Origin of the sequence: Microvirga splendida, from assembly GCF_016427565.1 — a bacterium.
Lineage (GTDB): Bacteria > Pseudomonadota > Alphaproteobacteria > Rhizobiales > Beijerinckiaceae > Microvirga > Microvirga splendida.
The window spans coordinates 91561-112446 of sequence record NZ_JAELXT010000009.1 but is presented as its reverse complement, the minus strand read 5'-3'; the positions used below and the strand labels follow the sequence as shown (position 1 = coordinate 112446).

General features: G+C 64.7%; 19 protein-coding genes. 17 read left to right on the top strand and 2 right to left on the bottom strand.

Going from position 1 to position 20886, the window contains the following annotated elements; all coding sequences use genetic code 11:
* Positions 1-89 precede the first annotated feature (89 nt).
* From JAO75_RS11320 to ligD, 7 genes are all read left to right on the top strand, one after another.
* Positions 90-1316, top strand: coding sequence for a urate hydroxylase PuuD (locus JAO75_RS11320; RefSeq protein WP_199049247.1), 1227 nt, complete (start codon positions 90-92; stop codon positions 1314-1316).
* 46 nt (positions 1317-1362) lie between these two features.
* Entirely contained in the window at positions 1363-1797 is a 435-nt protein-coding gene (locus tag JAO75_RS11315; RefSeq protein WP_199049246.1) for a heme-binding protein, read from the top strand.
* A 168-nt stretch (positions 1798-1965) separates the two neighbouring features.
* Positions 1966-3552, top strand: coding sequence for a peptide ABC transporter substrate-binding protein (locus JAO75_RS11310; RefSeq protein ID WP_199049245.1), 1587 nt, complete (start codon positions 1966-1968; stop codon positions 3550-3552).
* Positions 3553-3657: 105 nt separating this feature from the next.
* Positions 3658-4578, top strand: a complete 921-nt coding sequence (locus tag JAO75_RS11305) for an ABC transporter permease subunit (protein WP_199049244.1) — start codon at positions 3658-3660, stop codon at positions 4576-4578.
* Positions 4579-4619: 41 nt separating this feature from the next.
* A complete protein-coding gene (locus JAO75_RS11300) occupies positions 4620-5723 on the top strand; it encodes an ABC transporter permease subunit (RefSeq protein WP_246742462.1) in 1104 nt (367 codons plus the stop codon).
* A 1-nt stretch (position 5724) separates the two neighbouring features.
* Entirely contained in the window at positions 5725-7359 is a 1635-nt protein-coding gene (locus JAO75_RS11295; RefSeq protein WP_199049242.1) for an ABC transporter ATP-binding protein, read from the top strand.
* A gap of 98 nt (positions 7360-7457) precedes the next feature.
* A complete protein-coding gene (gene ligD, locus JAO75_RS11290) occupies positions 7458-9050 on the top strand; it encodes a non-homologous end-joining DNA ligase (protein WP_199049241.1) in 1593 nt (530 codons plus the stop codon).
* Between the two features lie 3 nt (positions 9051-9053).
* Here ligD and JAO75_RS11285 read toward each other — a convergent pair whose 3' ends face one another.
* The gene (locus JAO75_RS11285) at positions 9054-9689 is read right to left on the bottom strand and encodes a glutathione S-transferase family protein (RefSeq protein WP_199049240.1); all 636 of its coding nucleotides are present in this window, start codon (positions 9687-9689) and stop codon (positions 9054-9056) included.
* A gap of 252 nt (positions 9690-9941) precedes the next feature.
* Here JAO75_RS11285 and JAO75_RS11280 point away from each other — a divergent pair, with 252 nt between their 5' ends.
* The 10 genes from JAO75_RS11280 (at position 9942) to greA (ending at position 19098) form a co-directional block, all read left to right on the top strand.
* Positions 9942-10766: a polyphosphate kinase 2 family protein gene (locus tag JAO75_RS11280; protein ID WP_199049239.1), complete on the top strand. Its 825-nt coding sequence runs from the start codon at positions 9942-9944 to the stop codon at positions 10764-10766.
* Between the two features lie 95 nt (positions 10767-10861).
* A complete protein-coding gene (locus tag JAO75_RS11275; protein ID WP_199049238.1) occupies positions 10862-11698 on the top strand; it encodes a universal stress protein in 837 nt (278 codons plus the stop codon).
* 18 nt (positions 11699-11716) lie between these two features.
* Positions 11717-12631 (top strand): SMP-30/gluconolactonase/LRE family protein, encoded by a 915-nt coding sequence (locus tag JAO75_RS11270; protein ID WP_199049237.1) that lies wholly within the window; start codon positions 11717-11719, stop codon positions 12629-12631.
* 55 nt (positions 12632-12686) lie between these two features.
* On the top strand, positions 12687-13622 hold the full coding sequence (locus tag JAO75_RS11265) for a DMT family transporter (protein WP_199049236.1): 936 nt from the start codon (positions 12687-12689) through the stop codon (positions 13620-13622).
* A 107-nt stretch (positions 13623-13729) separates the two neighbouring features.
* Positions 13730-14920: a substrate-binding domain-containing protein gene (locus JAO75_RS11260; RefSeq protein ID WP_199049235.1), complete on the top strand. Its 1191-nt coding sequence runs from the start codon at positions 13730-13732 to the stop codon at positions 14918-14920.
* Between the two features lie 8 nt (positions 14921-14928).
* Complete coding sequence (locus JAO75_RS11255; RefSeq protein ID WP_199049234.1) at positions 14929-15708, top strand: ATP-binding cassette domain-containing protein; 780 nt, start codon at positions 14929-14931, stop codon at positions 15706-15708.
* Positions 15701-16426 (top strand): ATP-binding cassette domain-containing protein, encoded by a 726-nt coding sequence (locus tag JAO75_RS11250; protein ID WP_199049233.1) that lies wholly within the window; start codon positions 15701-15703, stop codon positions 16424-16426. Before JAO75_RS11255 ends, JAO75_RS11250 begins: the two co-directional genes overlap by 8 nt.
* Positions 16423-17445 (top strand): branched-chain amino acid ABC transporter permease, encoded by a 1023-nt coding sequence (locus JAO75_RS11245; RefSeq protein WP_199049232.1) that lies wholly within the window; start codon positions 16423-16425, stop codon positions 17443-17445. Before JAO75_RS11250 ends, JAO75_RS11245 begins: the two co-directional genes overlap by 4 nt.
* Positions 17442-18560 carry a branched-chain amino acid ABC transporter permease gene (locus JAO75_RS11240; RefSeq protein WP_246742461.1) on the top strand — a complete coding sequence of 373 codons (1119 nt, stop codon included), beginning with the start codon at positions 17442-17444 and terminating at the stop codon, positions 18558-18560. Before JAO75_RS11245 ends, JAO75_RS11240 begins: the two co-directional genes overlap by 4 nt.
* Before the next feature lie 61 nt (positions 18561-18621).
* Positions 18622-19098, top strand: a complete 477-nt coding sequence (gene greA, locus JAO75_RS11235) for a transcription elongation factor GreA (protein WP_199049231.1) — start codon at positions 18622-18624, stop codon at positions 19096-19098.
* Positions 19099-19106: 8 nt separating this feature from the next.
* On the opposite strand, the gene JAO75_RS11230 is transcribed toward greA, so the two are convergent.
* Positions 19107-20843, bottom strand: coding sequence for a mechanosensitive ion channel family protein (locus JAO75_RS11230; RefSeq protein ID WP_199049230.1), 1737 nt, complete (start codon positions 20841-20843; stop codon positions 19107-19109).
* Between the last annotated feature and the right edge of the window lie 43 nt (positions 20844-20886).

Below are 20886 nucleotides of genomic sequence, written 5' to 3'. Positions count from 1 at the left end.
GTTCCTGTTGAAAAAGCCGTTCGCACGGCCTATCGCAAACCCTACCGCCGCCCTAGGCTAAGCATTCCATCATTCGTTCAAGTGACTGCATGATCGACCCGCAAATCTCCGAATGGATCAGCCAGATCATCCGCTGGGTCCATGTGATCACGGCCATCGCCTGGATCGGCTCGTCCTTCTACTTCATCCATCTCGACCTCAGCCTGAAGAGGCGGGAGGGCTTGGCCCAGGGCGTCGGCGGCGAGGCCTGGCAGGTCCATGGCGGCGGCTTCTACAACATGCGCAAATATCTCGTTGCGCCGCCCGAACTGCCGAAGGAGCTGACCTGGTTCAAGTGGGAGAGCTATTCCACCTGGATCAGCGGCTTCTTTCTCATCGTCTGGGTTTATTATCTCCAGGCCGATCTCTACACCATCGACCCGGCCGTGCGCGCCCTCGCCCCCTGGCAGGCCGCCGCCATCGGCATCGGCGGCCTTGGCCTGAGCTGGCTGGTCTATGAGGGTTTGTGCCGTTCCCCGCTCGGCAGGAACGGGGTCCTGCTCGGCGTCGTGCTCTTCGTTTATATTCTCCTGGCAGCCTTCGCCTTCACCCAGGTCTTCAACGGCCGCGCCGCCTTCCTGCACACGGGCGCGATGATCGCCACCTGGATGTCGGCCAGCGTGTTCTTCGTCATCATCCCGAACCAGAAGAAGGTGGTGGCCGCCCTCCTGGCCGGGCAGACGCCCGACCCGAAGCTCGGCAAGGAGGCCAAGCTCCGGTCGACCCATAACAACTACCTGACGCTGCCTGTCATCTTCCTGATGCTGTCGAACCACTACCCCCTGGCGTGGTCGTCGACATATTCGGTCGGCATCGTCGGCCTGATCGTGATCGCGGGCGCGGTGATCCGGCATTTCTTCAACTCGCAGCATGCCGACAAGGGCTCGCCCTGGTGGACCTGGGGCGTCGCCGCGCTCTGCATCTGGGGGGCGATCTGGCTCTCGATCATCGGAAAGCCCGGCAACGCCAACATGGCCGAGGCTCCGGCGAATGCGACGCCCGAGGTGGTCACGGCCTCCTTCGACGAGGCCGTGCTCGCGATCCAGTCCCGCTGCTCCATGTGCCATGCGGCGGAGCCCGTCTGGGACGGCATCCCCGTGGCTCCGAAAGGGGTTCGCCTCGACACGCCCGAGGAAATCGAACGCCATCGGGAGATGATCCGGGTCCAGAGCGTGCTCACCCATGCCATGCCGCCCAACAACATCACCGAGATGACCCTGGACGAACGCAGGGCCGTGGCGTCCTGGCTGGCGGCCCGGGAGACCGCCACCCGCTGACGATCCGCGTATTGCGCACCCGTAACCCTATCGACGGAGAAACCGAGTGACCGAACTCACCCTGGAAGCGGCCCAGACCATTGCCACCACGGCCCTGAAGACGGCGCGGGAGAAATCCTTCAAGCCTCTCGCGGTGGTGGTCTACGATGCCCGCGGCGCGCTCAAGGCCCTCCTCTCGGAGGACGGCACCAGCATCAAGCGGGCCGAGATCGCCATGGGCAAGGCTTACGGCGCCCTGGCGCTGGGCGTCGGCTCCCGCGCCCTGCACAAGATGGCAACCGACCGCCCCTACTTCATCGCTTCGGCCACCCACGCAGTCGGAGGGCAACTCGTCCCGGTTCCCGGCGGGGTCCTGATCAAGGACGCGCAAGGCCGGGTCCTGGGATCCGTCGGCGTCTCCGGCGACACCTCCGACAACGACGAGATCGCCGCGGCGGCCGGCATCGAAGCGGTCGGCCTGGTCTTCGACACGGGCGCCTGAGCGGTCTCCACAGCCCCAACCCTTTGTTATCCCAGGAATTCCTTAATTTTTTGGATAGTACTGGACATAAACAGTTGATTGATCAACAAATAGGACAAGGTTACTGCCTTACCGGTTCTGACCGAAACATTCAAAAACCCTGGAATAACCAGAAAGGGAACACGTCCAATGTCATCTTGGCTGAAACGCACGACGATTGCGGCCTTTGCCACCGTTGCCTTCACGGGCATGGCGGCAGCTCAGGTCGTCTACAACCGCGGCAACGATGCCGATCCTGAGACGCTCGATCCGCACAAGACCTCCACGACCTATGAGTCCCACATCCTTCGCGACATGCTGGAAGGGCTCATGGCCTACAACGCAGCCGGCAAGGTTGTCCCGGGCGTCGCCGAGAAGCACGAGATCAGCGACGACGGCATGACCTACCGTTTTACCCTTCGCCCGAACGCGAAGTGGTCCAACGGCGATCCGCTGAAGGCCTCGGATTTCGTCTTCTCCCTGCGCCGCATCATGGATCCGGCGACGGGCGCGAAGTACGCCAACATCCTGTACCCGATCAAGAATGCGGAAAAGATCAACAAGGGCCAGGGCAAGGTTGAAGACCTGGGCGTGAAGGCGGTCGACGATCGCACCCTTGAGATCACCCTCGAGCAGCCGACCCCCTACTTCCTCGAGTTGCTGACCCACCAGACCGGCCTGCCGGTCCATGCGGCCAGCATCCAGAAGCATGGCGCGGACTTCGTGAAGCCCGGCAACTACGTTTCCAACGGCCCCTATGTGCTGAAGGACTTCGTGCCCAACTCCCAGATCACGCTGGAGAAGAACGCCAACTTCCACGACGCCCAGAACGTCAAGATCGACCGGGTCGTCTTCCAGCCGCAGAAGGATCTCGCAGCCACGGCCCGCCGTTTCGAGGCTGGTGAGCTTCTCTCGACGAGCGACTTCCCCGCCGACCAGGCGAAAGCGCTCCGCGAGCGTCTCGGCAACCAGGTTCGCACCTCGCCGCGTCTCGGCCTCTACTACATCGCTCTCAACACCACGAAGGAAAACCTGAAGGACCCGCGGGTCCGCCAGGCCCTGTCGATGGTGATCGACCGCGAACTGATCTCCGAGCAGGTCTGGGGCGGCGCGATGCTTCCAGCCTATTCCATCGTTCCTCCGGGCATCGGCAACTACAAGGAGCCGGCAACCGTCGACTTCAAGGACATGTCGCCGATCGAGCGCGAGGACAAGGCCAAGGAACTGCTCAAGCAGGCCGGCTACGGCCCGGGTAAGCCGCTGAAGGTGCAACTGCGCTACAACACCACGGACAACAACAAGAACACCGTCGTTCAGGTTGCCGACGACTGGAAGCGCATCGGCGTGGAGACCTCGTTCATCAACACGGACGGAAAGACCCACTTCGCGGTCCTGCGCGACACGAACGACTACGAGGCCGCCCGCGCAGGCTGGATCGCCGACTACTCCGACCCGCAGAACTTCCTGTTCATTCTGGAGTCCGACAACAAGGGCTTCAATTACGCGAAGTACAACAACCCCGAGTACGACGCGCTGATGGATAAGGCCGCCAAGGAGCAGAACCTCGACAAGCGGGCCGATATCCTGAAGCAGGCCGAGGCCATCGCCTTGAAGGACATGCCGTACATCCCGGTGCTGTTCTACGGCAACAACAACCTCGTCTCGAACAAGCTTCAGGGCTGGGTTGACAACCCGACGGGCTTCCACCCGACCCGCTACATGTCGATCAAGCAGTAAGCCACTTGCGTCAGCGTCCCGGGGATGCTCATCCCCGGGACTTTTTTCCATAGGCCATGGAGATCGGATCCTCACAGGGTCCGTATCGATTTTGCGAGATCCAGCGTGTTATCTTTCATTCTGCGCCGTTTCCTCTCAGCCATTCCGACGCTGTTCCTGGTCGTCACGATCTCGTTCTTCCTCATCCGCATCGCGCCAGGCGGGCCGTTCGACCTCGAGCAGCCTCTGGAAGCTACGGTGATGGAGAACCTCAAGCGCATCTACAATCTCGACAAGCCACTGATCGAGCAGTACGGCATCTATCTCTGGCATCTGGCTCAAGGCGACTTCGGACCGTCGTTCTACCTCCGGGATTTCACCATCGGCGACCTCTTCGCCAGGGGCCTGCCCGTCTCGATAACGCTAGGCTCGCTGGCTCTTCTGACGGCCGTTCTCCTCGGCGGAACCCTCGGCTCCATCGCCGCCCTGCGCCAAAACAGTTGGATCGACTATGTTGTCTCCAGCTTTGGAACCATGGGTCTGACGATCCCCAACTTCGTGATCGCCCCGGTGTTCCAGATCGTCTTCGGGCTCATGCTGGCTCTTCTGCCGGTCGGTGGCTGGAATGACGGCTCGGTCCGCAACATCATTCTCCCCGTCATCGTGCTGGCCCTTCCCCAATTGGCCGTGGTTGCGCGCATGATCCGCGCCTCGATGATCGAGGCCCTGCGCTCCAACCATATCAGGACCCTACGCTCCCTCGGTCTTCCGACCTCGGTCGTGGTCCTCCACGCCCTGCGCGGCGCTTCATTGCCCATTGTGTCCTATCTCGGCCCGGCCGCGGCCGCGCTGCTCACAGGCTCCGTCGTGGTGGAAACGATCTTCGCCCTGCCGGGCGTGGGACGCTACTTCGTCGAAGGCGCCCTCAACCGCGACTATACCCTTGTGATGGGAACCGTCGTCCTGGTCGCAGTCTTCGTCATGTTCTTCAACCTGCTGGTCGATATTCTTTACGCCATCATCGATCCACGCGTCCGCTACGAGTGAGTGTACCTATGGCTCAAGGCGCCGTCATACCCACAGATACCATGGTCGGATCCGTCAAGGGGCGTTCGCTCTGGGCGGATGCCCGGGCTCGCCTCTTTCGCAACAAGGCGGCTGTGGTCAGCATCGGCTGGCTCATCCTCATGGCGCTGGCCTGCATCATCGGCCCTGAAATCACGGGACACCGGTACGATCAGATCTATACGGAGTATTCCCGCATTCCTGCGAGCCTGACGGCTTATCCGAAGCCGGAGCAGATCACGCCGGCCGTGGAGCGCATCGGCTCACGCCTGAGAGCGAAGCCGGAAGGGATCGCCGTCGAGGGGGACACCCTGCGCGCGACCTTCGTGGGGCAGCGCCCCATCGACGAGCGTTCGCTGGCATTCTTCAGCCGCTCCGACATGTTCGGCGAGGCACAGGTGACGGAACGTGGCGAGGAAGGACGGCGTCTCACGGTCGAGGTTCCCATCGAACGCCGTCACTTCTACTTCGGCACCGACACGAATGGCCGGGACCTCCTGACGAGAACCCTGTTTGCGGGACGCATCTCGCTCTCCATCGGTCTCCTCGCCACGTTCGTGGCCCTCGTCATCGGCGTTCTGTACGGTGCAACCTCGGGCTATCTCGGCGGGCGGATCGATGTGGCCATGATGCGCTTCGTCGACATCCTCTATTCGCTGCCTTTCATCTTCTTCGTCATCATGCTGGTGGTGTTCTTCGGCCGAAACTTCATTCTGATGTTTATTGCAGTCGGCGCCGTCACTTGGCTCGATATGGCCCGCATCGTGCGCGGCCAAACGCTCTCGATCAAGCGTCAGGAATTCGTCCAAGCCGCCGAGGCGCTGGGCGTTGGAACCAAAGGAATCATCCGCCGCCACGTGATTCCCAACACGCTCGGCCCGGTGGTCGTCTACATGACGCTCCTGGTTCCGAAGGTGATCCTTCTGGAGAGCTTCCTGTCGTTCCTTGGCCTGGGCGTCCAGGAGCCCATGACGAGCTGGGGCGTTCTGATCGCCGACGGCGCACGCAACATCCAGGGTGCGGCTTTCATGCTGATTTTCCCCTCGATCTTCCTCGTCTCCACGCTATTCGCCCTCAACTTCATCGGCGATGGGCTGCGCGACGCCCTCGACCCGAAGGATCGCTGACATGACCGAACCCGTTCTCTCGGTTCGCAACCTTCACGTCCGCTTCCGCACCGGCGACGGCATTCTCCACGCGGTGAAAGGCATTGATCTGGACGTCAACCGCGGCGAGACCGTTGCCATCGTTGGCGAGTCCGGTTCCGGCAAGAGCCAGACCATGATGTCTGTCATGGGCCTTCTGGCCTCCAATGGTTGGGCGGAAGGTTCGGTGAAGTACCGCGGTGACGAGCTCGTTGGCCTCTCGCCCGACAAGCTCAACCGCTACCGTGGCTCGAAGCTCACCATGATCTTCCAGGAGCCGATGACTTCGCTCGATCCGCTCTACCGGATCGGCGACCAACTGGCCCTGCCGCTCACCACCCATGGCGGCCTCAGCAAGCGCGATGCGCGCAAGCGCGCCATTGAGCTGCTGGAGCTCGTCCAGATCCCGGACCCTTCCCGCCGCATCGACGCCTATCCGCATGAGATGTCCGGCGGCCAGCGCCAGCGGGTGATGATCGCCATGGCGCTCGCCAACAACCCGGACGTGCTCATCGCCGACGAGCCGACAACGGCCCTCGACGTGACGGTGCAGGCCCGCATCCTCGAGCTGCTGGCCGATCTCCAGAAGCGCCTCGGCATGTCCATCGTGTTCATCACGCACGATCTCGGAGTAGTTCGCCGCTTTGCCGATCGCACCTATGTGATGAGGCGCGGCGAGGTGGTGGAAAGCGGCCGCACGTCCGACCTGTTCGCAGCCCCGAAGCATCCCTACACCCGGATGCTGATCGACGCCGAACCGACCGGGCGCAAGGCGCCGGTCGCGGCCGATGCACCCGTCGTGCTGGATGCGCAGAACATTTCGGTTCAGTTCACGCTGGAGAAGAGCTTCTTCGGCAAGACGACCCATGTGCTGCGGGCCGTGGACAACGTGAGCCTCAGGGTTCGCGCCGGCGAGACGGTGGGCGTGGTGGGCGAGTCCGGATCGGGCAAGTCGACGCTGGGCCGCGCCATCTTGCGCCTTCAGTCGGCCTCCGGCATCGTCCGCTTTGAGGACCGCAACCTCATGCCGCTGGATCGCGCCGGCATGCGCCCCCTGCGACGCCACCTCCAGCTGGTTTTCCAGGACCCCTTCGGATCCCTCTCCCCGCGCATGACCGCGGGCGAGATCGTGACCGAGGGCCTCCTCGTCCACGAGCCGAGCATCTCCCGCAAGGAGCGTGACCGTCGCGCAGCACAAGCCTTCGAGGAGGTGCAGCTCGACCCAGCCGGGCGCAACCGCTTCCCGCACGAGTTCTCGGGCGGCCAGCGCCAGCGCATCGCCATTGCCCGCGCCATGATCCTGCATCCCAAGCTGGTGGTTCTCGACGAGCCGACCTCGGCCCTGGACCGCTCGGTTCAGAAGGAGATCGTCGAGCTCCTGCGCAACCTGCAGAAGGCCCATGGCCTCGCCTATGTATTCATCAGCCACGACCTCGCCGTCGTGCGGGCGCTCTCGGACGAGATCATGGTCATGAAGAGCGGCAAGGTGGTGGAGCGCGGCACGGCCGAGGAGATCTTCGACACGCCGAGCGAGGAATACACCCGCGACCTGATCGCCGCCGCCTTCCTCTCTAAAGGCGACACGGCCGAAACAGCAGTCCAGCACCTGGCCTCCTAAGGGTTGGAACCGGACAGCATGGCGCGGATTTGATCTTTGTTCGTCGCATGCTCGTGCGGTGAACCGGTATCCACTTCACCGGATCATGCTCAGGCGCCATGGCAAAGCTCGCAACTTACCGCGCCAAGCGCGACTTCACGAAAACCTCGGAGCCGGCAGGCAAGGCCTCCCGGCGCCGGGGCGCTTCCTTCGTGGTGCAGAAGCACGATGCCTCCCGCCTGCACTATGATTTTCGGCTTGAGCTCGACGGCGTGCTGAAGAGCTGGGCTTTGGCCAAGGGCCCCAGCCTCGTCAAGGGCGAGAAGCGACTGGCCGTCGAGGTCGAGGATCATCCGCTGGAATACGGCGACTTCGAAGGCACCATCCCCGAAGGCCAGTATGGCGGCGGTACCGTCCTGCTGTGGGATCGCGGGACGTGGGAGCCGGAGGGGGATCCTCACGAGGCTTACGAGAAAGGCCGCCTCACCTTCCGCCTCGATGGCGAGAAGCTCGAAGGCACCTGGCATCTCGTCCGCATGGCGAAGCGCCCACGCGAGCGCCAGCCGTCGTGGCTGCTGATCAAGGCCGATGATGCCTATGCGAGAGCCGAGGACGACCCGGACATCCTCGAGGAGGCGCCGCTCTCGGTAAAGACCGGGCGCTCGCTTGATGAGATCGCACCCGCGCGCGCTGCCAAGAGCCCTCCGAACAAAAGCTCCTCGAAGCCGAAATCCGCGTTGAAGAAGGCCACGCCGGCGAAGACCGCAAAACCCGGAAAGCGGGTTCCGAGCCCCAAGGCCGAAAAGTCCGAGGACATCGCGGTGGCAGGCGTCCGCCTCACCCACCCAGAGCGCGTGCTGTGGGAGGATCAGGGGCTCACCAAGCAGGAGCTGGCGGAGTTCTATCTCGACATCGGCGATTGGCTCCTGCCGCACCTCGCCAATCGTCCCCTCACCCTCATCCGCTGCCCGGGAGGCACGCAGAAGAAGTGCTTCGTCCAGCGCCATTCCTGGGCCGGCATGAGCGACTTCATTCATCGCACCATGATCCCGGACAACGGCGGCGAGCAGGAGGCCCTGACCGTCACCGATATCCAGGGCGTGATCGCCCTCGTGCAGTCGGGCGTCCTGGAGATGCATGTCTGGGGCGCGACCCTGGCCGATCTCGAACGCCCCGACCGGCTCGTCTTCGACCTCGACCCGGGCGAAGGCGTGGAATGGCCGCGCGCGATCGAAGGCGCTCTTGCGGTTCGGGAGCGCCTGAAGGCGCTGCAGCTGGAAAGCTTCGTCAAGACCACGGGCGGCAAGGGTCTGCACGTGGTGGTTCCCCTGAAGCCTAAGGCCTCGTGGAAGGAGGCCCTCGCCTTCACGCGCGGGCTCGCAGAGGCCATAGCCGCCGACGAGCCGGACCGTTACACCACCACGTCGGTGAAGCAGGAGCGCGAGGGCCGCATCTTCATCGACTACCTGCGCAACAACCGCGAGGCCTCGGCGGTCGCGCCCTACTCCACCCGCTCCCGCCCCGGTGCGCCCGTGGCCACGCCGTTGGCCTGGGACGAGCTTTCACCCGATCTCAGGCCCAACGGCTTCACGGTCGAGAACCTGGGCAAACGTCTCCTCTCGCTCAGGAGGGATCCTTGGGCGAATCTTGGAAAGATCGATCAGGTTCTGCCGGAAGCAAAATCTTCGAAGCGCGCTGCGCGCAGGAAATAGCGTTTAGAAGACCGGGGCCTTGATGCCTTCCGCCTCGAGCGCCTGCTGCACCGCCGGCCGGGCCAGGACGCGCTCCGCCAGGGCGTTCAGGTTCGGCACGTTGCGCGGCGGGCGCGGCATGCCGCGGCCCCAACGGATCAGCATGAATAGGAAGAGATCGGCGGCGGAGAACCGGTCCCCGAGAACCCATGTCCGGTCGCCGAGCTGCTCGGAGATCACGTCGAACATGCGGGTGAGGCGCTCATTGGCCGCCTGCTTCACCGCCGGCGCGGCAGCCTCGTCGCTCACATGCTCGTTCGGGTAGAACCAGGCGCGGTATTCCGCCTGCGGGGTATTCGTCAGGTGGATCATCCACTTGTAGAACTCGGCCCGCTCCGCGGTTCCGACGGCCGGCGCAAGACCCGCCTGCGGGAACTTGTCGGCGAGGTGCAGGGCAACGGCGGCCGTCTCGAACAGCACGAGATCGCCATCGACGAGAACCGGGATGCGGCCATTGGGGTTGAGCCTGAGATACTCGGCGCTCTTCTGAAAATTCTGCCCCCGGTCCACGAGGCGCAGTTCGAACTCGGCTCCAATCTCGCGCAGCATCATGTGCGGCAGAAGGCTGGCATTGCCGGGATAGTAGTAGAGAGCGAGCATCGGGAGCCCCTGGGTGGTTTTATTGCTCCACCTTGGTAGATGGGGCCGGGAAAGCCGTAAAGGGCATCCTTGAGCATCGGACCCAAAAGTGGACTTGCACTTTTGGGATCCATCCGATGCTCCGCTCCTAAAGATCGCATCGTGTGGACCGGAAAACCGGGTCCACTTTTCCGCACGATGCGATAGCGACGATCCCAATCTTCCTTTCGGACCGTCACGCCCTATCGTCCTCAAGACAAGCGGGAGATGACGATGACGGATCTGGCCACGACCCTGATCGAGAAGCTGCGGGTGGAACCCGGCGGGAAGGTCCGCCTTCGGGACCGCGATCCGCGCGACAAGTCGCTCTTCGGAGACGAGCAGGAGACGAAGGCCAGGACGGCCGCTCTCGCCAAGGACATCGATACGCTCCAGGACCGGCTCTATGCCGAGGGCTCGCGGGCGCTCCTCGTGATCCTCCAGGGCACGGATACCTCGGGCAAGGACGGCACGATCCGGGGCGTCTTCAATGCTACGGGGCCCTTGGGTGTCGCGGTCCATGCCTTCGGCCCGCCCACGAAGCTCGAACTGGAGCATGACTATTTCTGGCGCGTTCACGCCGTCTGCCCCCGGCGCGGCACCATCGGCATCTTCAACCGCTCCCATTACGAGGATGTCCTGATCGGGAAGGTCAGGAAGTTCGCGCCCGAGCCGGTGATCGAGCAGCGCTACGAGCAGATCAACGCCTTCGAGAAGATGCTGGTCGAGAACGGCACCACGATCCTCAAGTTCATGCTCCACATCTCGAAGGACGAGCAGAAGGAGCGCCTGCAGGCCCGCCTCGACGATCCCGCGAAGAACTGGAAGTTCAATGCCGGCGACCTGGACGACAGGGAGCATTGGGACGACTACCAGGAGGCCTACGAGACCATGCTTCACCGCTGCTCGACCCCATGGGCGCCCTGGCACGTCATCCCGGCCGACCGGAAATGGGTCCGCAACGCCGCCATCGCGAACATCGTCAAGGCAACCCTGGAAGACATGAACCCCCAATATCCGAAGGTCTCCTGGGATCCCAAGGGCTTCACGGTACGCTAGGGAACGCGCCGAAAGGCCCGGAATAGTTCATTCGCCCTTTGTCGAATGCCCTGCTGCTCTTGTCGACGGGGCGTTTAAGCGCGACAATAATCCTCATGAAAAGCATTCTTGTCCCGATTGAAGACCACGGCATCATCGAGCCCCAGCTGGAAGCGGCCCTGCAACTCGGACGGATGTTCGACGGCTACATCGAGGGGCTGGCGATCACCCCCGACTACCCGGTCGTGCTTCCGGTGGACATCGCCATCGGCGTGCCCTCCCCGATCACCCCGGAGAACCGCCTGGAAATGGCGCGCACCTGCCGCGAGCGCTTCGAGGCCTTCATGACCGCCAAGCAGATTTCACGATCTGCCGCCGGCGTCTCGGGCCTGAGTTCCGGCTGGCGTCAGGACGGCCTGATGGAAGACGCCTTCCTGGGAGCCTATGGACGGGTCTTCGACGTGATCGTCGTGGGACGCCCGGACGGATCGAACGGCCAGACCCGCCTCTCCACCGTGGAGGCCGCCCTGTTCGAGACCGGACGTCCGGTGCTGATCGCGCCGCCGACACCGCCGCGCAGCTTCGGCGAGACCGCCGTCATCGCCTGGAACCGGAGCACGGAAACGGCCCGGGCCGTGCTGGGATCCATGCCCCTGCTCCGGAAGGCCCGGCGCATCGTGGTCCTCGAACTGGAGGAATGGGGCGTTCCCGGGCCGTCAGGCTCGGAACTCGCCCGCCACCTGCGCATGCACGATCTCCCGGCAGAGGCCGTCACCACGCCCGACCCGTCGAACAGGCCCGGCGAGACGATCCTGAGGGAGGCCGAGGCCTTCGGCTGCGACCTGCTCGTGAAGGGCGCCTATACCCAGAGCCGCTTGCGGCAGATGTTCTTCGGCGGTGCCACCAGCCATATCCTGAGCAACGCGGCCATGCCGGTCCTGATGGCGCACTGACGGAAGCAGCAGGTTTTCATGTTCAGGGATGTCGCCGTCGTCCTCGACGATCGCTTCCAGCGCCTGCATATCGGATCGGCTCGGCTGGAAAAGCTGGCCGAGGGATGCCGCTGGGCGGAAGGACCGGCGTACTTTCCGGCCGGGCGCTACCTGATCTGGAGCGACGTGCCCAACGACCGCATGATGCGCTTCGACGAAACCTCCGGCGCCGTCAGCGTCTTTCGCCATCCATCCGGCTATTCCAACGGCAACACGGTGGACCGGCAGGGCCGCCTCGTGACCTGCGAGCACGGCAACCGGCGCGTGACCCGCACGGAGCATGACGGGTCGATCACGGTGGTGGCCAGCCACCACCAGGGCCAGCGCTTCAACAGCCCCAACGACGTGGTGGTGAAATCCGACGGGTCGATCTGGTTCACGGATCCGGCCTATGGAATCGATTCCGATTACGAGGGGCACAAGGCCGAGAGCGAGATCGGCGATTGCCACGTCTACCGTATCGACCCCGCGACGGGGGACGTGCGCATCGTGGCTGGCGATTTCGTCCGTCCGAACGGGCTGGCCTTCTCGCCCGACGAGCGGCGCCTCTATGTGGCCGATACCGGCGCCACGCATGTGAAGGACGGCCCGCGTCACATCCGCGTCTTCGACGTGGACGACAGCGGCAATCTTTCGGGTGGCGACGTCTTCGCCACCTGCACCCAGGGCCTGTTCGACGGCTTCCGGCTGGACGATGCGGGGCGGGTCTGGGCGAGCGCCGGCGACGGCGTGCATTGCTACGAGAGCGACGGCACCCTCATCGGCAAGATCCTGGTTCCGGAGGTGGTCGCCAACGTGGTGTTCGGCGGGCCGAAGCGCAACCGCCTCTACATCTGCGCCACAACCTCGCTCTACGCCATCATGCTGCCGGTGAACGGGGCGAAAACCTTCTGAAAGATGCCCCCGCGGCGCTTGTGAATTGCGGCCGCTTCGCCCATGAATGCGGCCCATGTCCCAGCCCGCTTCCTCCCCAGTCAACAAGGTCCGGTCAGGCGTCCTCGTCGGCATCGGCCTGATGCTGCTCGGCGTCTTCATGTTCGCCATGAACGACGTCATGGGAAAATGGCTCGTCGCCACCTATTCCGTCGGGCAGGTGCTGCTCCTGCGCAGCGTCGCGGCCCTGGCGGTCCTCCTGCCGGTCATGCTCCGGCAGAAGGTTCCGTTCGAAATCCCGCCGCAACCGGGACTGCACGCGCTGCGCGTCACCCTCTCGACCCTTGAGGTCGCCTGCTTCTACTGGGCCGTCACCTATCTGCCGCTCGCCGACGTGATGACCTACTACCTGGCCGGGCCGATTTATGTGGCGGCCTTCGCGGCGTTCTGGCTCGGGGAGAAGATCGACAAGCCGCGCATGCTCGCCATCGCCTGCGGCTTCGTCGGCGTGCTGATCGCCCTGCGCCCGTCGAGCGCCACCCTGTCCCTGCCCGCGCTCATAGCGCTTGCGGGAAGCCTGTTCTACTCGCTGCTCATGATCACGACCCGCAAGCTGCGGGAGACCCACGATGCCACCCTGGTGCTCGGCCAGATTCTCGGAACCCTGATCTTCGGGCTCATCGCTGCGCCGCTCGCCTGGGTCACGCCCACGCCACTGGATCTCGCAGGCCTCTTCCTGCTCGGCATCGTGTCCATGACCGCTCATATGTGCGTCAACCGTTCCCTGAAGATCGCCCCGGCCTCCGTGGTCGCCCCCTACCAATACACTCTCATCGTCTGGGCGATCGTGCTGGGCTACCTATTCTTCGGCGATGTGGTGGGGTTCTGGACGCTCGTTGGCGCGGCCGTGATCTGCGGCGCGGGGCTGGCTCTCCTTCTGCTCGAGCGCGAGGCCGCCCGCCGGGGACGCGAGGCGAAGGACATCGAGACGCCGGTGCTGCCGGAGGCCTGAGCCCTGCCTGTCGCATCATCCTTTCTGACTAAGGATGGCGCGCGGCCCGCGCTTGACATGCTGCACTGCAAAGCCATCAATGGCGCAATAACAGAATGGGGAGACCGATGCGCCTGGGACTTAAAATCGCTGCCGCTGCGGCAGGAATTGTCTTTGCATCTTCAGCTTTTGCTCAAGACATCAAAATCGCTCTGATCGCCGGCAAGACCGGCCCGCTCGAGGCCTACGCCAAGCAGACCGAGGCCGGCTTCATGATGGGCCTGGAGTACCTGACCAAGGGCACCATGGCCATCAACGGCCGCAAGATCAACGTCATCGTCAAGGACGACCAGCTCAAGGCCGACCTCGCCAAGACGCTGCTGGAGCAGGCCTACAACGACGACGATGTCGACCTCGCCGTCGGCACCACCTCGTCCGCCGCGGCGCTGGCCATGCTCCCGGTCGCCGAGGAGAACGGCAAGATCCTGATCGTGGAGCCTGCGGTCGCCGATGCGATCACCGGCGAGAAGTGGAACCGCTTCATCTTCCGCACCTCCCGCAACTCGACCCAGGACGCCTATGGCGCGGCGGCCGCCGTGCCTGAAAAAGGCGAGGTGTCCATCGCGACGCTCGCGCAGGATTACGCCTTCGGCAAGGACGGCGTTGCGGCCCTGAAGAACGCGCTCGCGGAAATCCGCCCGAACGCCAAGGTCGTGTTCGAGGAATATGCTCCGCAGAACGCCACCGACTTCACCGCGTCCGCGCAGCGCATCTTCGACGCGCTCAAGGACAAGCCGGGCAAGAAGATCATCAACATCATCTGGGCCGGCCAGCACCCGCTGCCGAAGATCGCCGACCTGAAGCCCGAGCGCTTCGGCATCGAGATCGCGCCCGGCGGCAACATCCTGCCCGCCATGCAGATCTACAAGAACTACCCCGGCATGGAAGGCGCGATCTACTACTACCATGCCTTCCCGAAGAACCCGATGAACGACTGGCTCGTGGCCGAGCACCAGAAGCGCTACAACTCGCCGCCGGACTTCTTCACCGCCGGCGGCTTCGCTGCGGCTTCCGCCGCTGTCACGGCCATCCAAAAGGCCGGCGGCACCGACACCGAGAAGCTGATTTCGGCCATGGAAGGCATGACCTTCGAGACGCCGAAGGGCCCGATGACCTTCCGCAAGGAAGACCACCAGGCCCTGCAGGACATGTATCACTTCAAGGTCAAGGCCAACGGCAAGGACGCGAACGACCTGCTCGATCTCGTCGCCACCATCCCGGCCGACAAGATGCCGATTCCGGTTCGGAACAAGCGTTAAAAAGACCAGTGACCCTATCGACAACAACGACGCCCGCGCTTGAAACGCGCGGGCTTACGATTCGCTTCGGCGGCCATGTGGCCGTCGACGACGTGTCGTGCCGCTTCACCCCCGGCACGCTCACGGCCATCGTCGGCCCAAACGGTGCCGGCAAGACCACCTATTTCAACCTGATCTCCGGACAGCTGCGGGCCTCATCGGGTCAGGTCATCGTCGGCGGCGAGGACATCACGGGCCTTGCTCCCTCCGCCCGCACGCAGCGCGGGCTCGGACGCGCGTTCCAGCTCACCAACCTGTTTCCGCAATTGAGCGCGCTGGAAAACGTGCGCCTTGCGGTGCAGAGCCGCGCCGACGCAGGCTGGTCCCTGTTCAAGGTTTGGAACACACGCCGCGACCTGATCGAGCAGGCCGAGGCCGTGCTGGAGCGGGTGCGCCTTGCGGACAAGCGTCACATCGCACCGAAGGCGCTCTCGCACGGCGACCAGCGCAAGCTTGAGGTCGCGCTTCTGATCGCCATGGAGCCCAAGGTCTTCATGTTCGACGAGCCGACCGCCGGCATGAGCGTGGACGAAGTTCCAACCATCCTCGAGCTCATTCACGACATCAAGCAGCGCGGCGATGCCACCGTGCTTCTCGTGGAGCACAAGATGGACGTGGTGCGCTCGCTCTCCGACCGCATCATCGTGCTGCACAACGGCGCCCTCGTGGCCGACGGCGATCCCGCCGAGGTCATCGCCTCGCCGGTGGTGCAGGAAGCCTATCTCGGCGTGGAGGTCGCCCGTGACTGAGCCTCTCCTGCAGCTCTCCGGCGTGCACACGCATATCGGCCCCTATCACATTCTTCACGGCGTGGACTTCGCCGTCCCGGCCGGCGAACTGACCATGCTGCTCGGCCGCAACGGCGCGGGCAAGACGACGACGCTTCGCACCATCATGGGCCTGTGGCAGGCTTCTTCCGGCCGCATTCGCTTCGACGGCAGCGACATCACAGCCCAGTCAACGCCAGACATCGCCCGCGCCGGCATCGCCTATGTGCCGGAATCCATGGGCATCTTCACCGATCTGACCGTGCGCGAAAACATCGTGCTCGCCGCCCGCAGCGGCCCCGTGGACAAGAACCGCCTCGACTGGATCCTGGGGCTGTTTCCCGCGCTCAAGCGTTTCTGGAACCTGCCCGCCGGCAATCTCTCGGGCGGGCAGAAGCAGATGCTGGCCATCGCCCGCGCCATCGCGGAGCCGCGCCGCCTGCTGCTCATCGACGAGCCGACCAAGGGTCTGGCTCCCGTGATGGTGCGCAGCATGATCGAGGCCTTCAAGGCCCTCAAAGCCTCGGGCGAGACGATCCTGCTCGTGGAACAGAATTTCTATGCCGCCTCGGCGCTCGGCGACAACGTGGTGGTCATGGATGACGGACGCATCGTGCATGCCGGTGCCATGAGCGACCTCGTGGCGGATGCGACCCTGCAGCAGCGCCTGCTCGGCCTCTCCCTGGATGCCCACCAATGAGTGACATGGCTGTCGAATCCACGGCTCCGGCCGAACTTCCCCGCGCCAAGACGGACTGGCTGCCGCTCCTGCTCGTCCCGGCTCTCGGCCTTCTGGCGCTGCCCTTCGTCGGCAGTCCTTCGACCTGGGTGACGCTCACAGTCGCGGGCCTGGCCATGGGCATGATGATCTTCCTCATGGCGTCCGGGCTCACCCTGGTGTTCGGCCTCATGGACATCATCAATTTCGGCCACGGGGTCTTCATCTCGCTCGGCGCCTACGCCACCCTTCTCGTGCTGGGCCCCCTGGCCGGTTGGGCGCTGGAGGATTCCATCGGGTTGAACCTGGCCCTCCTGGGATTGTGCATCCTGGTCGCCATGGGCGTCACGGCCCTGGCCGGCGCCGTCTTTGAGCGCGTCATCGTCCGCCCGGTCTATGGCAGCCACCTGAAGCAGATCCTGGTCACCATGGGCGGCCTCATCGTCACCGAGCAGCTGATCCACGCCATCTGGGGCGCGTCGCCGATCCCGATCCCGCTGCCGCAATCCCTGCGCGGCGCCTTCGTGTTCGGCGACATCGTCATGGAGCGTTACCGGGTCGTGGCGGTCGTCATCGGCCTTACGGTGTTCATCGGCATGCAGCTGCTGCTCAACCGCACCCGCATCGGTCTGCTCATCCGCGCCGGCGTCGAGAACCCGGAGATGGTCGAGGCCCTGGGCTACCGGATCCGGCGCCTCTTCGTGAGCGTGTTCATCGCGGGCTCGGCGCTCGCCGGCCTCGGGGGCGTCATGTGGGCGTTCTACCGCCAGACGCTCACGGCCGGCATGGGCATGGAGGTGATGGTGCTGGTGTTCATCGTCATCATCATCGGCGGCCTCGGCTCCGTCGGCGGCTGCTTCGTGGGCTCCATCCTTGTGGCGCTCGTGGCCAACTATGTCGGCTTCATCGAGCCCAAGCTGGCGCTGATCTCCAACATCCTCGTCATGGCCCTCGTCCTGATCTGGCGTCCCCAGGGCCTGTTTCCGGTAGCACGCCGATGAGCTCATCTCCCGCCCTGCCCCTCGCCTTCGACGAGACCCGCCGCCACGGCGGTCTCCTGAGCGGCCTGCTCTCGTCTGACCTGCCCCGGTCCCGGGCCCTGAGCTTCATCCTGCTCGCGATCTTCGTGCTTCTCGCCGCGACGCCGTTCCTGTTCTCGGGGAGCCAGCCGGTCGGCACGGCGGCGAAGATCTGCGTGTTCATCGTGCTGGTCGCGAGCTACGACCTGCTGCTCGGCTATTCCGGCATCGTCTCCTTCGCCCACACCATGTTCTTCGGCATCGGCGGCTACGGCATCGCCATCGCGCTCGAACGCGTGGGCCCCACCTGGAGTTCGGCCGCTATCGGGCTGGCGGCGGCCCTCGCCCTCTCGGCTGTGCTGGCGATTGCCATCGGCCTGCTGTCGCTGCGGGTGCGCGCCATCTTCTTCTCCATGATCACCCTGGCGGTCGCCTCCGCGGCGGCCGTTCTGGCCTCGCAGCTGTCCGACATCACCGGCGGCGAGGACGGGCTGTCGTTCCAGCTGCCGCCGGCGCTTCGTCCGGCCTTCCGGCTGTTCTCGGAGCAGGTCCTCGGCATCACGGTCAACGGGCGACTGCTGGCATACTATCTCGTCTTCTTCGTCTCGCTCGTGGTCTTCCTCCTGCTCCTGCGCATCGTGAACTCGCCCTTCGGCCGCGTGCTGCAGGCGATCCGCGAGAACGAGTTCCGGGCCGAGGCGCTGGGCTACCGCGTCGTCGCCTACCGGACGGCCGCCTCCGTCATCTCGGCCCTGGCGGCGACGATTGCGGGCGCGCTCATGGCCCTGTGGCTGCGCTACAACGGGCCGGACACCACCCTGTCCTTCTCGATCATGATCGACATCCTGCTCATGGTCGTGATCGGCGGGATGGGCACCATGTACGGCGCCGTGATCGGCGCGGCCGTGTTCGTGCTGGCCCAGAGCTACCTGCAGGTGCTGATGGGGGCCGGAAGCGCGGCGCTCGCGGGAATCCCGCTCCTGCCCAACCTGATCCATCCGGACCGCTGGCTCCTGTGGCTGGGCGCCCTGTTCATCATCAGCGTCTATGCCTTTCCCGGCGGCATCGTCGGTCGCCTGAGGCAAGGCAAAGCTTAAGAGTGAGCCGGGAAACTTAAGCCACGCTCGAACCGTTTCCCTTCCAGGCGGAGGAAGCGCCATGAGCCGTGCCTTTGTTCGTGAAGCCGAGGGAGGGGAAGCCTTCGAGGACCTCCCCGACCGGACCATCAGTCCTCACCATCTCGTCACGCCGGCGGGCCTGGCCCGCATGGATTCCGAGATCGAGTCGCTGGAGAAGCGCCTCGCGGAGGCGCAGCTCAGGGACGACAAGGCCGAAGTCGCCCGCCTGTCCCGCGACCTGCGCTACTGGTCGGCCCGCAGGGTTTCGGCGGAGGTTGTGCCCCCACCCACGGACACGTCCCATGTCCGCTTCGGTGCCGAAGTGACCTTCGAGCGTGAGGACGGGCGCCGGCAGACCTACCGCATCGTTGGTGAGGACGAGGCCGACCCGGCCAAGGGCAGCCTCTCCTACGTCTCGCCCCTCGCGCAGGCCCTGATGGGCAAGGAGGTGGGGGATACCGTCACCGTCGGCCAGGGGAAGGCGGAGATCGTCTCGATCAGCATCCGAGACCCCTGAGCCTCAGCTCATGCGGGATCCTTGAGCGGCACGACGTTGTCCGGGGCACTTGAGGCTGCCTCGGTGGCAGGCGCAGAGGCCAGCATCCTGTCGCGCAGCATGAGGTCGAGTTCCTGCTGGATCTCCAGGAAGTCGCCCCATTTCGACGTGGTGATCAGAGCGCAGATCTCGACCTTCGGCTTCTCCTCATGCCCCTCCCGCAATCGCGCCTGGACGGAGCCGGCCTCGATCTTCGGGTGCTCCGTCACGAGGGCGGCGATGGCCTCGATCTCGTGCCGGATCGCGGCCGTATCCGTGGCGTGCAGCGCTATGACCCGGTCGTAAGGCATCCGGTCCCGGTTGGTCAGGTTGATGATGTTCATGTTCACGAAGGTGGCGTTCGGGATCGTGATCAGGGTCCGGTCGAGCCCCCTGACCCGGGTCGAGCGGATCCCGATTTCCTCGACCCGGCCCTCGAGATTGCCGAACCGGCACAGGTCGCCCACCCGGACCGGCCGGTCGGCATAAAGGATCAAGCCGCCGATGAAGTTCTCCAGCGTGGGCTTGGCCGCCAGAGCAACCGCCAGGCCGCCGACCCCGAGGCCCGCCAGCAGACCGGCCAGGGGAATCCCGAGATGCGAGGCCCCGTAGATGAGAAGCGCAACGGCGACGGCAATGCCCGTGATGCGCACGGCAGCCCGCGCCAGATGGGCGTCGATGCTCTTGGTGGCGGACAGGTAGAGCCTTCCGGCCAGGGTGTTGGAGAAGACGAGGACGGCCCAGATCATGGCGACATAGGCGATCCCCTGAGCCATCTCCTCGGCAATGCCGTTGACCCAGCCCGTCAGGTTGATCTGGTTGTCGCCCATGTAGCGCACGAACAGGGCCGCCACCGCGACTGCGCCGGGCACGATCACACCCGCCAGCACCTGAACCGTTCCGCTTGGGGACGAGGCGGCATTGCGCGCCAGGGACCGCACGCCGAAGACGGCTCCAACAGCCAGGGCCATCACGAGCGCGAAGGCGATCCACTGCCAGACAGCCTGCCCCTCGATCTCGGTCCTGAAGGATGCCGGAAGGGCCTCGATCGCCCCGAACCATTTCGGCGGCAGCAGATAGCCAGGGGACTGGCTGTAGAATTCATAGAAATCGACCGGCGCGCCGCTCAGCTTCGGCTCGGCGCGGATCGCTTCGTAGAAGCCTTCGAGCCGCAGGACCGTTGCAGTCGAGAAAAGGTACTCCCCCGCCCTCGGACCATCCGCCACGCGCACGATTCGCAGGTCCGTTCCAGGCACATTCCAGCTTGCCGGCGGCTTTCCCGCGACTTCGTCGGCGCCCGGCACGGCACTCAAGTCCGGCAGCGGGAGCCGGTCGAGAACCTCCTTGAGGAGAATGACGGATTCGAGCCGCCGATGCTCCAGCTCGACCGGTGGGATGTCCCGCAGGTCGAGATTCTGGGAGGCCCTGGCCATCACGGCCTCGGCCTGTGCCACCTTCCTGGCGACGCTCTCGCTCCAGGACAGGCCTGGCTCCGATTTGCTCTCCCGATAGGCCTCCATGATCAGGGCCGTCGCCCGGGAAGCGTCGGCCCGGAAACCCTCCAGGGTGGCCCGTGGGCTCGATGTCTGTGCTGGCGACAGGAAGCCGGGGCCATCGAGGGCCTGAGGGGTTCCCAAAACCTGCAGGGCGATAAACAGGGCCAGCAGAACCGCGCCGGCCAGCGGCACAGCCATCTCGCGCAGTGCTCGACGGAGGGAAATCATCATGAGGCCTTCCCGGTCATGGGATCCAGGGCCCGCCATCCTAGTC

Coding starts and splice junctions, on each gene's coding strand:
- JAO75_RS11240 (WP_246742461.1), top strand. CDS start 17,442: ATGAGCTCATCTCCCGCCCTGCCCCTCGCCTTCGACGAGACCCGCCGC.
- ligD (WP_199049241.1), top strand. CDS start 7,458: ATGGCAAAGCTCGCAACTTACCGCGCCAAGCGCGACTTCACGAAAACC.
- JAO75_RS11245 (WP_199049232.1), top strand. CDS start 16,423: ATGAGTGACATGGCTGTCGAATCCACGGCTCCGGCCGAACTTCCCCGC.
- JAO75_RS11230 (WP_199049230.1), bottom strand. CDS start 20,843: ATGATGATTTCCCTCCGTCGAGCACTGCGCGAGATGGCTGTGCCGCTG.
- JAO75_RS11275 (WP_199049238.1), top strand. CDS start 10,862: ATGAAAAGCATTCTTGTCCCGATTGAAGACCACGGCATCATCGAGCCC.
- JAO75_RS11270 (WP_199049237.1), top strand. CDS start 11,717: ATGTTCAGGGATGTCGCCGTCGTCCTCGACGATCGCTTCCAGCGCCTG.
- JAO75_RS11300 (WP_246742462.1), top strand. CDS start 4,620: ATGGTCGGATCCGTCAAGGGGCGTTCGCTCTGGGCGGATGCCCGGGCT.
- JAO75_RS11320 (WP_199049247.1), top strand. CDS start 90: ATGATCGACCCGCAAATCTCCGAATGGATCAGCCAGATCATCCGCTGG.
- JAO75_RS11295 (WP_199049242.1), top strand. CDS start 5,725: ATGACCGAACCCGTTCTCTCGGTTCGCAACCTTCACGTCCGCTTCCGC.
- JAO75_RS11260 (WP_199049235.1), top strand. CDS start 13,730: ATGCGCCTGGGACTTAAAATCGCTGCCGCTGCGGCAGGAATTGTCTTT.
- JAO75_RS11310 (WP_199049245.1), top strand. CDS start 1,966: ATGTCATCTTGGCTGAAACGCACGACGATTGCGGCCTTTGCCACCGTT.
- greA (WP_199049231.1), top strand. CDS start 18,622: ATGAGCCGTGCCTTTGTTCGTGAAGCCGAGGGAGGGGAAGCCTTCGAG.
- JAO75_RS11280 (WP_199049239.1), top strand. CDS start 9,942: ATGACGGATCTGGCCACGACCCTGATCGAGAAGCTGCGGGTGGAACCC.
- JAO75_RS11285 (WP_199049240.1), bottom strand. CDS start 9,689: ATGCTCGCTCTCTACTACTATCCCGGCAATGCCAGCCTTCTGCCGCAC.
- JAO75_RS11265 (WP_199049236.1), top strand. CDS start 12,687: ATGTCCCAGCCCGCTTCCTCCCCAGTCAACAAGGTCCGGTCAGGCGTC.